This is a genomic window from Pantoea sp. YR525, from assembly GCF_900116775.1.
Taxonomy (GTDB): domain Bacteria; phylum Pseudomonadota; class Gammaproteobacteria; order Enterobacterales; family Enterobacteriaceae; genus Pantoea; species Pantoea symbiotica.
Map to the genome: position 1 here is coordinate 31,078 of NZ_FPBU01000007.1, position 12,951 is coordinate 44,028.

Here is a 12,951-nt window from a genome sequence, read left to right on the forward strand (position 1 = left end):
CATGACAGCAACCGCAAACATCCGCGTCGCGCTAAACAACATCACCAAACGCTTTGCGCGCGTGGTGGCCAATGACGACGTCTCGCTCAGCATCAAAGCCGGTGAAATCCACGCGCTGCTGGGTGAAAACGGCGCGGGAAAAAGCACGCTGATGCAAATCCTTTACGGCCTGTATCAGGCCGATGAAGGCATCATTGTGGTGGATGGCAAAGCGCAGCGTTTTCGCGATCCCAGCGATGCCATCGCCTGCGGCATTGGCATGGTGCATCAGGAATTTATGCTGGTGCAGCCAATGAGCGTGGTGGAAAACGTGGTGCTGGGTCTGAAAGAGAGCGCCAGCGGCGTGCTCAATTTGCCCGCTGCGGCGGCGCGTTTGCAGGCGCTGTCGGATAAACATGGGTTAGCGATCGATCCCTGGGCGAAAGTGCAGCATCTGCCGATTGGCGTGCAGCAGCGCGTGGAGATCCTCAAGCTGCTGTACCGTGATGCGCAGGTGCTGATTCTCGACGAACCGACGGCGGTGTTGACGCCGCAGGAGAAAGCTGGCCTGTTCGCTACTTTGAAATCGCTGTGCGCGGAAGGCCGATCGGTGGTGATCGTCACTCACAAACTGTATGAAATCATGGCGATTGCACATCATGTTTCAGTGATGCGCGGCGGAAAAATGGTTGATTCGGTGGACATTAAAGACACCTCGGAACGCGATCTGGCACGCCGCATGGTTGGGCGCGATGTGGTGCTGCGCGTGGAGAAAACGCCATGTCAGCCGGGCAAAACCGTGTTGCAGGTGGATAGCATTGCGGTGCGTGATGCCAGCGGACAGCAAAAAATCTGGCGCGTTTCGCTCAACGTTGCCGCTGGAGAAATACTTGGCATTGCCGGTGTGGAAGGTAACGGCCAATCGGAGCTGGCGGAAGCGTTGCTCAACCTGCGCGAACTGGAAGCCGGTCGCATTCTGCTCAATGGCGAAGACATCAGCGACGATTCCCCCGCTACGCGCCGCCATAAAGGCATCAGCTTTATCCCGGCAGATCGGCGTGGCGTCGGTTCGGTCACCGATTTATCGATTACCGATAACGCCATGCTCGGCCGCCAGCGCACCTTTACCCGCGCGGGCGGCTGGCTGCTGGACCGTCAGCGCATTAGCCAGCATGCGCGCGACATCATCGCCCGCTTTGCGGTACGCACGCCAGATGCCGATTTTGAAGCCGGCAAACTCTCCGGCGGCAACCTGCAGAAGTTGATTCTCGGCCGCGAAGTCGCCAGCAATCCCTGCTTACTGGTGGTTGAACAACCAACGCGCGGGCTGGATGTCGGCGCGATTGAGAGCGTGTGGCAAGGTTTGATGGCAGCACGCGATCGCGGCTGCGCCATTCTGATGATCTCCGCCGAGCTGGAGGAAATTATCAATCTCTCCGATCGTATCGCGGTGATGTACAGCGGCCAGATTGCCGGTGAATTGGATGCTGGCGACGCCACGCCAGAACGCCTCGGCGAACTGATGGCAGGTGCGCACCTGAAAAAAAACGGAGGCAATCATGAAGAAGCTGCTTGAGCGACGTCTGGCGCCCGCCGAATCAACTGGCGCGCTGATGCTGACCAGTTTCTGCGGCATTCTGGCCGCTTTCATCATTGCCGGTTTGTTGTTTATCCCGTTTGGCGGCAATCCGCTCTCCGCTTATGGCTTCCTGTTTGATGCTGCGTTTGGCTCGCTGCGCAGCTTCGGTCTCAGTTTGGTGCAAGCCACGCCGCTGATGCTGATTGCGTTGGCAACCATCGTGGTGTGGCGCGCCGGACTCGGTTATATCGGCTTTGAAGGCTGTTTTCTACTCGGTGCCGCTGCGGCCAGTTGGATCGCCCTTTCCGGCACGCCGCAGGGTTTTCCGTGGGCGATTCCCGCGCTGCTCTATTGGCCGATGGTGCTGATTACCGCATTCCTGGCGGGCGCGATTTGGGCCGGTTGGGTTGGCGCGTTACGGGTGAAGTTCGGCGGCAATGATGTGCTGATCTCGCTGATGGCCAACTATGTTGCGCTGTTCATGGTGCAATATCTGGTCTCCGGTCCGATGCGTGCGCCGGGCGATCTGCCGCAGACACCCCGTTTGCCGGTGGAGAGCTGGTTGCCGTTCGTGATGAACGGCATGCGCGCACATTGGGGCATCGCCATCGCGCTGGTTGCCACGCTGTTCGTCTTCTGGCTGATGCGCGCCACGCCCGCCGGTTTTGAAATCAAAATCGCCGGACTGAATCCGCGTGCGGCGCGCTACAGCGGCGTGGATGTCAATCGCCGTCAAATGGGTGCGGTTTTACTCGGCGGTGGATTGGCGGCGCTGGCAGGATTGTGCGCGGTATTGGGTGTGCAACATCGCCTGATGGAAGGGATTTCTGGCGGCGTCGGCTTTATCGGCGTGGTGGTGGCCTTACTGGCGCGCCTCAATCCGCTGCTGGTGATCCCGACTGCGATTCTCTACGGCGGGCTGGAAGTCGGCGGCAGCGCGATGCAGCGCCAAACCGGCTTGCCCACTTCGGTAGTGCTGATTCTGCAAAGTTTGGTGGTGTTACTGATTCTGGCGGGCGATCTGCTGCGCTACTACCGCATCAACCTGCCCGGCGGGCGTAAATCGCGCAGCCAGCTGGCGGAGGAACAATCATGAATTTTTGGATGAATCTCGATACCGCCTTTTTCGTCAGCTGGCTGGCCGCCGCCGTGCGCCTTGCCGGTCCGGTATTACTGGCGGCGCTGGGCGAAATCTATGCCGAGCGTTCTGGCGTGCTGAATATCGGCATTGAAGGCACCATTCTGCTCGGCGCGCTCTCCAGCTACATGATGGCGGTGGAGAGCGGATCAACCGCGCTGGGCTTTATTGCCGGTGGCGTTGGCGGGTTGCTGGTTGGCTGCGTGCTGGCGGCGCTCTACCTGCGCGCCCATGCCAGCCAGATTGTGGTGGGCATCGTCTTCAATATTTTAGCCGCCGGATTAGCCACCTGGATTTACGCGCTGGTAATGGGCAACGATTCCTCGCCTACCATCCCCATGCTCGAACCCTGGCATGTGCCGCTGCTCTCTTCGCTGCCGTTTATTGGCCCGATTCTATTCCAGCAGCCGCTGCCGCTCTATCTCACTTTGTTGCTGGCGGTGCTGGCGCACTTTGGTCTGTTTCACACCCGCTTTGGCCTGTCGCTGCGCGCGGTGGGCGAAAACCCGCGTGCGGCGCATGCCGCCGGGCTGAACGTATTGAAGATTCGCACGTGGGGTGTGCTGTTCTCCTGCGTCGGTGCCGGTTTGGCGGGTAGCTATCTGGTCACCGCGCAGATCGGTCTGTTCCGCGACAACATCGTCAGCGGACAAGGTTTTATCGCGCTGGCGATTGTCATCTTTGGTCGCTGGAGCCCGCTCAAAGCGCTGGTCGCTGCCTTTATCTTTGGCGCCGCAGACGCCCTGCAACTGTCACTGCAACTGTTTGAAAACACGCTGCCGCCGCAAGTGCTGCTGGCGCTACCTTACTTACTCACCATTCTGGCGATGTCCGGCGTGGTGGGACGCACATTGCAACCTGGCGCGTTAACGCAGCCTTATCGAAAGGAATAACGTATGAAATCGTTTCGTTTCAACAATCTTGCGGATGTGAAGGCGTTCCGTATCAGTCCGGATAGCAGCAACTATTTCGCCATCTTGTTCGACAAGCCGTTAGACGGCATTGAGAACATTTTCGTGGTGGAGATCTTCAACGTCGGCGGCGCCACGCCACCGAATGAGCACGCCACCGCGCACGAGTTCTTCTATGTGTTACATGGTGAAGGCGTGGCGCGCTGCAACGACGAAGAACTGGCGATTGGCAAAGGCGATTCGTTGCTGCTGCATCCGGGTAACGATCACGAGATTCGTAACACCGGCAACAGCAAACTCTACACGCTAACGGTGATGACGCCGAATGAAGGCTTCTCGGAACTGATTCGCAGCGGTGACCCTGTCACGCTGGATGAAGAAGATTTGCGTGTGTTAACAGGAGCCTGATATGCCGGAGAATGTTTTAGGCAGCAGTCGACATAATCAGTGGCGTGTCTCACCGCAAGTGGTTGATACGCGTCGACCGGCGCAGGCGTCGCGCACCGTGCAGCTCACCACGCGCGACCGCTCGGTGATTTTTGATCTGCAGCGTACGGCTATCGTGGTGATTGATATGCAAAACGACTTCTGTCATCCCGAAGGCTGGCTCGGGCATATCGGCGTTGATGTCACACCCGCGCGTGCACCGATTGCACCGCTGCAAGCGTTGCTGCCGACATTGCGCGCCGCGGAAGTGCCGGTGATTTGGCTCAACTGGGGCAATCGCGCCGATAAGCTCAATCTCAGTCCCGCCTTGTTGCACGTCTATAACCCGAACGGCGATGGCGTGGGATTAGGCGATCCGCTGCCGATTTCCGGCGCGCCGGTGTTGCAGGCCGGCAGCTGGGCGGCGGAGGTGGTGGACGAACTGACGCCGGATGCCGAAGATATACGCGTCAACAAATACCGCATGTCCGGTTTTCAGGACAGCGAGCTCGATAGCATCCTGCGAAATCTTAACGTCACCACCCTGCTGTTTGCTGGCGTTAACGTCGATCAATGCGTGCTGTGTACGCTTCAAGACGCTAACTTCCGTGGTTACGACTGCCTGCTGCTGGAAGATTGCAGCGCCACCACCTCGCCCGATTATTGCCGCGATGCCACGCTGTATAACGTGCAGCAATGCTTTGGTTTTGTGGTCAATGCCGCCGAATTACAGCAGCAACTGGAGAACGCCTCATGAGTTACCTGCTGGCCGACGGCTGGATTATCACCATGAATCCGCAGCGCGAGATTCTGGAACAGGCCAGTTTGCTGATTGAGGATAAGACCATTCGCGCCATCGGCACGCGCGATGCCTTGCAGCAGCGCTATCCGGAAGCGGAAATCATTGACTGCCGCGAACGCATCATCATGCCGGGCATGGTGAACACCCATACGCATCTATTCCAGACGTTGCTGAAAGGCCTTGGCGATGACATGGTGCTGAAAAAGTGGTTCACCTGCATGACTGGACCCAGCGCCGTGGCGTTGACTGAAGAAGATGTCTACGCCGCCGCGCTGCACGGCTGCATGGAATCACTGCGTTCGGGCGTTACCTCGCTGGTCGATTTTATGTATGCGCATCCACGGCCAGGATTAACCGCCAAAGTGATCGAAGCCTTTGAAGTCAGCGGCATTCGCGGTCATGTGTGTCGCGGCTTCCTCACCAGCGGCGCTGAGCACGGCATTCCTGCTGAACTGATCGAGACGCCGGAACAGGCGCTGGCCGATGCGCGTGAAGTAATTAATCGTTATCACAGAGTCGATGGCCGGGTAAAAGTCGGTCTGGCACCGAGCATGATTTGGGCGCTGGATGAGAAAGTGCTGCGCGGCACGCGTAAGTTGGCGGATGAAACCGGCGTGCTGATCACCACGCACGTGGCGGAAACCGATTTTGAGATTGAGCAGGCGCAGTTGCGTTTTCAGGCCAGCGACACTGAATTTCTCAGCGATATAGGCTTTCTCGGCCCGGATGTGCTGGCGGTACATTGCGTGCAGTGCAACTCGCGGGACATCCGCGCGCTCAAACATCACGACACACGCGTGTCGCACAATCCCTGCAGCAATCTCTATCTCGCCTCCGGCGTGCCGCCAATTCCGGAGATGCTGGCCGCCGGCTTAACCGTGGGTTTAGGATCAGATGGCCCAGCCAGCAGCAACAATCACAATCTTTTCCAGGCGATGAAAGTGGCGGCGCTGCTGCAAAAAGGCGTGCACCGCGATCCCACTATTATGACGGCGGAAAAAGTGCTGGAGATGGCCACCATCGACGGTGCGCGCGCCATTGGCCTCGAACATCTGGTGGGTTCGCTGGAAGTCGGCAAACGCGCCGATGTGGTAATTGTTGATACTTCGCATCCGGCGATGACGCCGATCCATCATCCGGTTTCATCGCTGGTCTACTCAGCGCTCGGCCACGAAGTCAGCGATGTGTTTGTCGATGGCGTTTATCTGCTGCGCGCCGGTAAGTTTACCCAGCTGAATCAAAAAGAGGTGATGGCGCGTTCGCAACGTGCAGCGCATTCGCTGGCGGTGCGCACCGGCAATGATAAAGCGCGCGGCTGGCGATCGGCGGCGTTTTGAGTTGAAGTGCTAATATTTTATCCTTTATGATACATAAATGATGATTTATTAGCATTTTCTCGCTTTTATTTTAATAACTAAAAATGGAATGCAGATCCATAAAGTGCTAATATTTTATCCGTTAAACCCCTAAAGAGATAAAATAGTGACACAATGGCACAGCGAACTTCTCTACTTCTTCCTCAAACAGGCGAAATCCTGGCCGCTTTTGGCGAGCGATTAAAACTCGCGCGTAAAAGAAGAAAACTTACGGCTAAACAGGTAGCTGAACGCGCAGGAATGACACCCATGACGTTGCGCTCGCTCGAAGCGGGAAGCGCTGGAGTCACTATCGGAGCCTATCTGGCTGTGATGCAGGTGTTAGGACTCGAACAGGATCTTAATCTGCTGGCAGCTGAGGATACGTTGGGTCGCCAACTGCAGGATGCACGTCTCACCTCGACGACTAAATTGTTAGCGGCTAAATCAGCGTATAAGGTTCATGAGGATGAGAACAGCCCACAAGTTGCAGAGGCTAATGAGCGCGGAATTGAGCAAAAAAATGCTCAGACTGTCACCTCTGCGGGTCTCGCCTCACTGTTGATTTCAGGGAAGAAAAAATAGGACACGACAATGACCATGATTAGCGTCTACGCCGACTGGAACGGACTCAAACAACCAAAACGTCTTGGGTTTCTGCATGTTCGCCGCAGCCGGGCGCGTGAAGCTTTTGAATTTCAGTATGATCCGCAAGCGCTAACCGATCCTGATTTGCTGTTGATCCAGTTGGATCCCGGCATCCACCTATTCGAAGGGCCACAATATCCCACCAACAATCGTGCTGGATTTGGTGTGTTTGGCGATTCAAGCCCTGACCGATGGGGACGCTTGTTGATGGAACGACGTCTGGAACGCGATATCCGTGGAGGATTATTGCCTGCTGGTACGCGCATGTTTGAATCCGATTTTTTGCTGGGCGTTCATGACCTGTACCGCGTTGGTGCTTTGCGTTACCGACTGGAGGATCAGGGGGAATTTCTCGATAACAGACTGGAAACAGCGGCTCCGCCATTTACCGAAATCGCCGCACTCGAACGTGCGAGCCGCGCCCTGGAAAGCGATCCGGATAATCGTGCGGTTCAGGGACATGAATGGCTGAGGATGTTGATCGCGCCTGGCGGTTCTCTGGGTGGCGCTCGACCCAAAGCAAGTGTGGTTGATGAGCAGGGTCAGCTATTTATAGCCAAATTTCCCAGCATCCGCGATGAATATGATGTGGGTGGATGGGAAATGGTGGTTAATGCTCTCGCCACGGCTTGTGAACTCAACGTAGCTGCTGCGATGGCGAAAAAATTTGCCAGCGATTATCACTGTTTCATGGTGCGCCGCTTCGATCGCACGCCCGAAGGCAAGCGTCTGCACTTTGCCTCGGCGATGACCATGACAAGCCACATTGATGGCGAAGATGCGTCCACCGGTGTGAGTTATCTCGAACTGGCGGAAGTATTGATTCGTCATGGTTCCCAAACCAATGCTGATTTACGTGAGCTGTGGTCGCGCATTGTTTTTAATATGCTGGTTTCTAACACCGATGATCATCTGCGCAATCATGGATTTATTCTGGTTCCTGGCAAAGGCTGGCGTTTATCTGCAGCCTACGATCTCAATCCAGTCCCCTACGCTGATGGTCTGAAGTTAAATGTCACAACAGCTGACAACGCACTTGATCTCGATTTGGCACGTGAAGTTGCGCCCTACTTCCGGCTGAATGCATCTGAAGCCGAAACCATTATTGAAAACTTCAGCAGTATCGTAGCGCAATGGCGCGTTGTCGCCGGACATTTAGGTTTATCACTGCGTGAGCAGGAAAAAATGTCTGATGCATTTCGACTTGCGGCGGCACATTCCGCTTAACTTACTTTTTGCTACAACATTCAAACTCATAGCCCTCTGCAAAATGCGCTTTTGGCCCTAAGCTTAAAGCCATTCAGCCACTGATGATGAGGTTTCAATGAGTTTACTGTTTAGTGCGACGCAACTGGGTAAGTTAACGCTCGATAATCGCATCGTGATCGCGCCGATGTGCCAATACTCCGCTGAGAGTGGCAAAGCCAGCGCCTGGCACCGCATTCATCTCGGGCAACTGGCGCTTTCCGGCGCCGGTTTGCTGATTATAGAGGCAACGGCAGTGGAAGCGGCCGGACGTATTTCTCCCGGTGATTTAGGCTTGTGGGACGATGCAACGGAAGCGGCGCTGGCCAGCGTTCTGCACGATATCCGTCAATATTCTGACATTCCATTTGGTATTCAACTCGGTCACGCCGGACGTAAAGCGTCCTGTGCCGCGCCGTGGCTCGGTGGCAATCAGCTGTCACTGGAACAAGGCGGCTGGCAAACCGTTGCGCCTTCCGCGCAAGCCTTTAATTCTGAAGAGCGCGCGCCGGTGGCGCTGACGAAACAGGACCTTGAGCGCCTAAAACAAGCCTTTGTTGACAGCGCGCAGCGTGCCGCCAAACTCGGTATTCAGTTAATTGAACTACATGCCGCACACGGCTATTTGCTGCATCAGTTCCTGTCGCCGCTGAGTAACCAGCGTGAGGATGAATACGGTGGTTCGCTGGAAAATCGTCTGCGTTTCCCGCTGGAAGTGTTCCATGCGGTACGCAGCGCCCTGCCGGATTCGGTGGCGGTTGGCGTGCGCCTTTCGGCAACGGATTGGGTTGAAGGTGGCTGGGATGTTGAGCAGTCGATTGTATTTAGCCAGCAGCTCGAATCGGCGGGCAGCGATTACGTGCACGTTTCCAGCGGCGGCCTGTCACCGCAGCAGAAAATTACCGTTGGTCCCGGCTATCAGCTGCCTTTTGCCCGCGACATTCGCAAACAGGTGAAGATTCCGGTGATTGGTGTTGGCCTGATAACGGAGCCCAAGCAGGCAGAACAAGCCTTGCAGGAAGGTGATGTGGATTTGATTGCGCTGGCGCGCGCAGTGCTTTACGACCCACGCTGGCCATGGCATGCCGCCGCTGAATTGGGTGCGCAGGCCAAAGCACCACCGCAGTATCTGCGTTCCGAGCCGCACGGCCTGAAAGGCACACTGATTTCGAATAAAAAGTGATTGTTTTACCCGGTGCGCATCAATGCGCACCGGGTGAACATAGGGTCGCCATCTATGGCGACCGATTCACTCTTAACCTGCTACTTCCGTCTTCATGGTTTGCAACATATGCTCAGCCAGGCGCAAGCTTAACGCGGCGCCGGTTAAGGTCGGGTTCATACAAGATGCTGACGGCATCACGCTGGTTCCGGCAATCCACATATTGGGATGATCATGCGTGCGGCAATCACGATCTACTACCGAATTATGCGGATCATCGCCCATAATGGTGGTGCCCATGATGTGCTGGCGATCCTGAAACTTGGTATCGATCGACAATATTTCCGCATTCAACAGTTCTGCAAACTTGTGAAAATCTTTGAGCCCCGCTTCTTTTCCGGCATGCCAGTAATCCGTCACGCTGTAGTAAATCTCCGGCAACGGAATACCAATCGCATCTTTTTTCGTCTTGCTCGGCGTAACGCGGTTTTCCGCCAGCGGCAAGGTTTCAAAATCGATAGCAAAGTTCAGCGAGCGTGCCGACTGGCGGCGGATCTCAGCATCCAGTTTGGAGCCCAGCACGCCTTTCTCAATCAGCGATGCAGCATAATCGGCGGTTGGCACCGTGTTACGCACTTTGATCTTGTAGCTGGGGAAATCCTTGCGGAATACGCCATCGCGGTTGTTCAGATACACCAGCAATTCGGTCGGCCCCTGACCTGGCCACACATCTTCCGACATCATCACGTTCATACTGATGCCGGTGTGGCCCATCAAATTGCGGCCAACCTGATCGGAAGAGTTTGCGATGCCATTGGGATATTTCTCAGACGTCGACATCAACAGCAGCTTCGGCGATTCAATACCGTAGGCCGCCAGCACAAAGTAGTTGGCGGTTAAATGGTGCTCGGAACCATCCGGCTTTTTATACCAAATGCCGGTAATTTTGCCATCATCCGCTGCCTCTATGCGGTACACCACCGCGTTATCCAGCAGTTTTGCTCCCAAACGTTCCGCTTCATCAATATGCATCGAGCCATCATATTTGGCGGCGATCGGGCAAACCGGATTGCAGTTATTATTGCCGCCACACATTGGGCGCTTGCCCCACGGCTTAGTCGCGCGACCGTTCGGTTCCAGCACCGGGTTATAACCGCCTTTACCCAGCATCTCAGTTAGGCGATCAAACAGATAACTGGTTGGCAAACCCGGCATCGGGAATGGCGTAGATCGCGGTGGCCAGGCTTTGCCGCCCTGCCCACTTTCGTCTTGTCCATCGACGCCTGAAACGCCCAGCTCATACTCGGCTTTGCCATACCACGCCTCCAGCTCTTCGTAGCCAAAGGGCCAATCGCGGCCCCGACCATAAAGGGTGTTGAGTTTGAAATCGTTGGGGATCATACGCCACAGTGCAGAGCCAAAGTGCCAGGTTGTACCACCGACAACGCGCAGGTATTTGGTGGGATATTTAACCGGCCCAACCTGCTGCAAATAGTCACCGTAGGTGGACGGAATATGTGGCGGATTGGGATAAGGCGAACCCACGCCCTGTAATTTGATATTGGTTAACGACATCTTGAACGGGGAATTACGGAAACGTTCGACGATTTCCTGACGAGAAACTCGCGGGCCCGCTTCAAGGATGATCACCGATTTACCCGCTTTTGCCATCTGGCAGGCGATCAACCCGCCCATCACGCCCGAGCCAATGATGATCACATCGGCATCGACTTTTTGTGCACTCATGCGCCTTCTCCTGTGGTTGCCACTTTGCCATCTTGCGTTACTGCCCAGTAGAACGGCCCGCCGCCATAGGTTGGGACCACCAGAATATCTTTGGTGGGCAGGTACATCATCGCATCGGCATAAGCGATCAACTCCAGATCGCTGCCGTCGCCGACAACGCCGGTGTACCACGCTGAAATGATGCGTTTTGCCGTTTTCCAGTCAGGATTATCTGCACCAAATGCAGCAAGGAAATCGTCGACATGGGCAAAATTATGCTGCTGCAACAATGCCTGTAGGCTGCTGAGCTGGTGCGTGAATTCGGCATTATGGCGATTCAAGGCATCGTAGTAGCGCTGTCCCAGCATCGGGCCGACCGGGCGACTGACCAAAAACTGCGAAACGGTCAGAAAACCATTTTCAGCCATCTGATCTGCAGCCAGCACGCGCGCCGGGAACAGGGAATTACACATCGCGCCGAGTGACAAAATGCCCATGCCTTGCAGCAAACGACGTCGGGAAAGGTTATGCGCCATGTTTTTTCCCCTTACGCGAAATTGAAACCAGCAGCACCAGTAAAATAATGATAACTACCGCGCCACCGCCCCACACAGCAGGCTGCGCCAGGCGAGCAATCAGTGGGCGCTTGCCGCCTTCACGCACGGTTTTCACCTGTTCAGGCGTTACGTTCAGCTGAGCATTACCAAAGTTTTTCAGCACGTAGTTGCTGACGTCGGAAATTTGCTGGTCGCTTAATCGATCGGTTAATAACCCATCCGGGCCAAAAGCTGGCATGACGACATCTTTTCCATCAACCTGACGATGTACGCCGTAGACAATAGTGGCAATGAGGTTATCGGCCTGCGGTGCGCCGGTGGCGGTGTTGTGGAACAGCGAAGGATAGAAGTGATTGCCAGCACCATCCGCCTGATGGCAGTTAGCGCAAGAACTGGCGTAAACCTGCCAGCCTGCATCTGGATTTTTAACCGCTCGCAGCGCCGCTTCATCTGTTGCGGGTTTGCCAAGCGCGTCGCGCGGCGAGTTCGTGGCCTGAGTCACCGCGGGGATCTGCCGCAGATAAGCCACTATCGCATTGATATCGTCATCAGACAGATGCTGTAAGCTGTGCTCAACAGCTTCCGCCATCGGGCCTGCTGCCTGGGCTTTGCCTGCAACATGGCCCGTTTTGAGATATTGCGCGATTTGCGCATCGCTCCAGTTGCCAATGCCAGCTTGTTGATCGGGAGTGATATTCGGCGCGTACCAACTGCCCAGGCTGCCGCCGCTGAGAGCCTGATCGTTGTTTTGCCCCATCAGCGCGTTACGTGGCGTATGGCAGGTATCGCAGTGCGCCAATGCATTGACCAGATAATCACCGCGATTAACAACATCAGATTTATCTTTTGCCGGAATAAACGGCTTATTATCGGCAAATAGCATATTCCAGAAGAACATACTTGAACGAATATTAAATGGGAAAGGCAAATCCGTTGCTGGCGGTACATTATCGTCTGCTTTTACATCGTGCATAAAATAAACATACAGCGCGTGCATATCGGCATCAGAAATTTTTGCGTATGAGGTGTAAGGCATCGCCGGATAAAGATGCTGCCCCTGTTTATTAATGCCACTTCGCACGGCTTTAACAAAATCTTGTTCGCTATAATCGCCAATGCCGGCGGTTTTTGATGGCGTGATATTACTTGCAACAATATTCCCCAACGGCGAGGAGATAATATAGCCACCCGACATTTCCTTGCCCTGATTCGGTGCGGTGTGGCAAGCTCCACAGTCCGCAGCAATAGCCAGATACTTGCCTTTCGCAATAAGAGCCGCAGACTCAGCAGCATCTTCAGCGTGAGCTGAAAATGTGGCAGACATCAGAATGCTCAACGCGAAAGGCAGACAACACTGTCTCACCTTTCTTGCTTTCATTGTAATTGCTTCCGGTAAATAATTATTAGTATGGTAAAAACAATAA

At 55.2% G+C, this 12,951-nt stretch carries 12 protein-coding genes; 9 read left to right on the forward strand and 3 right to left on the reverse strand.

The window, feature by feature from the left end:
* Nucleotide 1: 1 nt before the first annotated feature.
* The 9 genes from BM323_RS15060 to BM323_RS15100 all read left to right on the forward strand — a co-directional run bounded on the left by BM323_RS15060 (nt 2) and on the right by BM323_RS15100 (nt 9,266).
* A complete protein-coding gene (locus BM323_RS15060) occupies nt 2-1,555 on the forward strand; it encodes an ABC transporter ATP-binding protein (RefSeq protein ID WP_008106234.1) in 1,554 nt (517 codons plus the stop codon).
* The gene (locus tag BM323_RS15065; RefSeq protein ID WP_008106236.1) at nt 1,539-2,654 is read left to right on the forward strand and encodes an ABC transporter permease; all 1,116 of its coding nucleotides are present in this window, start codon (nt 1,539-1,541) and stop codon (nt 2,652-2,654) included. The genes BM323_RS15060 and BM323_RS15065 overlap by 17 nt, the downstream gene beginning before the upstream one ends.
* Nucleotides 2,651-3,589, forward strand: a complete 939-nt coding sequence (locus BM323_RS15070; RefSeq protein WP_091004125.1) for an ABC transporter permease — start codon at nt 2,651-2,653, stop codon at nt 3,587-3,589. The genes BM323_RS15065 and BM323_RS15070 overlap by 4 nt, the downstream gene beginning before the upstream one ends.
* Before the next feature lie 3 nt (nt 3,590-3,592).
* Nucleotides 3,593-4,015, forward strand: a complete 423-nt coding sequence (locus BM323_RS15075) for a cupin domain-containing protein (RefSeq protein ID WP_008106240.1) — start codon at nt 3,593-3,595, stop codon at nt 4,013-4,015.
* Between the two features lies 1 nt (nt 4,016).
* Complete coding sequence (locus BM323_RS15080; RefSeq protein ID WP_008106243.1) at nt 4,017-4,790, forward strand: cysteine hydrolase family protein; 774 nt, start codon at nt 4,017-4,019, stop codon at nt 4,788-4,790.
* Complete coding sequence (locus tag BM323_RS15085; protein ID WP_008106245.1) at nt 4,787-6,172, forward strand: amidohydrolase family protein; 1,386 nt, start codon at nt 4,787-4,789, stop codon at nt 6,170-6,172. Before BM323_RS15080 ends, BM323_RS15085 begins: the two co-directional genes overlap by 4 nt.
* Before the next feature lie 153 nt (nt 6,173-6,325).
* Nucleotides 6,326-6,775 (forward strand): helix-turn-helix domain-containing protein, encoded by a 450-nt coding sequence (locus BM323_RS15090; RefSeq protein WP_036648844.1) that lies wholly within the window; start codon nt 6,326-6,328, stop codon nt 6,773-6,775.
* A gap of 9 nt (nt 6,776-6,784) precedes the next feature.
* Complete coding sequence (locus BM323_RS15095; RefSeq protein WP_008106248.1) at nt 6,785-8,065, forward strand: type II toxin-antitoxin system HipA family toxin; 1,281 nt, start codon at nt 6,785-6,787, stop codon at nt 8,063-8,065.
* 97 nt (nt 8,066-8,162) lie between these two features.
* Nucleotides 8,163-9,266, forward strand: coding sequence for an NADH:flavin oxidoreductase/NADH oxidase (locus tag BM323_RS15100; protein ID WP_008106250.1), 1,104 nt, complete (start codon nt 8,163-8,165; stop codon nt 9,264-9,266).
* Between the two features lie 72 nt (nt 9,267-9,338).
* Here the strand turns inward: BM323_RS15100 and BM323_RS15105 are convergent, their stop codons facing one another.
* The 3 genes from BM323_RS15105 to BM323_RS15115 are packed head-to-tail and all read right to left on the reverse strand — an operon-like array spanning nt 9,339 to nt 12,905.
* Nucleotides 9,339-10,991 (reverse strand): GMC family oxidoreductase, encoded by a 1,653-nt coding sequence (locus tag BM323_RS15105; protein ID WP_008106252.1) that lies wholly within the window; start codon nt 10,989-10,991, stop codon nt 9,339-9,341.
* The gene (locus BM323_RS15110) at nt 10,988-11,506 is read right to left on the reverse strand and encodes a sugar dehydrogenase complex small subunit (RefSeq protein WP_008106254.1); all 519 of its coding nucleotides are present in this window, start codon (nt 11,504-11,506) and stop codon (nt 10,988-10,990) included. The genes BM323_RS15105 and BM323_RS15110 overlap by 4 nt, the downstream gene beginning before the upstream one ends.
* Nucleotides 11,496-12,905: a c-type cytochrome gene (locus BM323_RS15115; protein ID WP_008106257.1), complete on the reverse strand. Its 1,410-nt coding sequence runs from the start codon at nt 12,903-12,905 to the stop codon at nt 11,496-11,498. Before BM323_RS15115 ends, BM323_RS15110 begins: the two co-directional genes overlap by 11 nt.
* Nucleotides 12,906-12,951: the final 46 nt, after the last annotated feature.

What these genes read in the sequence shown, in the direction of transcription:
- BM323_RS15060 (WP_008106234.1), top strand. Translation starts at nt 2, where the DNA reads ATGACAGCAACCGCAAACATCCGCGTCGCGCTAAACAACATCACCAAA.
- BM323_RS15065 (WP_008106236.1), top strand. Translation starts at nt 1,539, where the DNA reads ATGAAGAAGCTGCTTGAGCGACGTCTGGCGCCCGCCGAATCAACTGGC.
- BM323_RS15070 (WP_091004125.1), top strand. Translation starts at nt 2,651, where the DNA reads ATGAATTTTTGGATGAATCTCGATACCGCCTTTTTCGTCAGCTGGCTG.
- BM323_RS15075 (WP_008106240.1), top strand. Translation starts at nt 3,593, where the DNA reads ATGAAATCGTTTCGTTTCAACAATCTTGCGGATGTGAAGGCGTTCCGT.
- BM323_RS15080 (WP_008106243.1), top strand. Translation starts at nt 4,017, where the DNA reads ATGCCGGAGAATGTTTTAGGCAGCAGTCGACATAATCAGTGGCGTGTC.
- BM323_RS15085 (WP_008106245.1), top strand. Translation starts at nt 4,787, where the DNA reads ATGAGTTACCTGCTGGCCGACGGCTGGATTATCACCATGAATCCGCAG.
- BM323_RS15090 (WP_036648844.1), top strand. Translation starts at nt 6,326, where the DNA reads ATGGCACAGCGAACTTCTCTACTTCTTCCTCAAACAGGCGAAATCCTG.
- BM323_RS15095 (WP_008106248.1), top strand. Translation starts at nt 6,785, where the DNA reads ATGACCATGATTAGCGTCTACGCCGACTGGAACGGACTCAAACAACCA.
- BM323_RS15100 (WP_008106250.1), top strand. Translation starts at nt 8,163, where the DNA reads ATGAGTTTACTGTTTAGTGCGACGCAACTGGGTAAGTTAACGCTCGAT.
- BM323_RS15105 (WP_008106252.1), bottom strand. Translation starts at nt 10,991, where the DNA reads ATGAGTGCACAAAAAGTCGATGCCGATGTGATCATCATTGGCTCGGGC.
- BM323_RS15110 (WP_008106254.1), bottom strand. Translation starts at nt 11,506, where the DNA reads ATGGCGCATAACCTTTCCCGACGTCGTTTGCTGCAAGGCATGGGCATT.
- BM323_RS15115 (WP_008106257.1), bottom strand. Translation starts at nt 12,905, where the DNA reads ATGAAAGCAAGAAAGGTGAGACAGTGTTGTCTGCCTTTCGCGTTGAGC.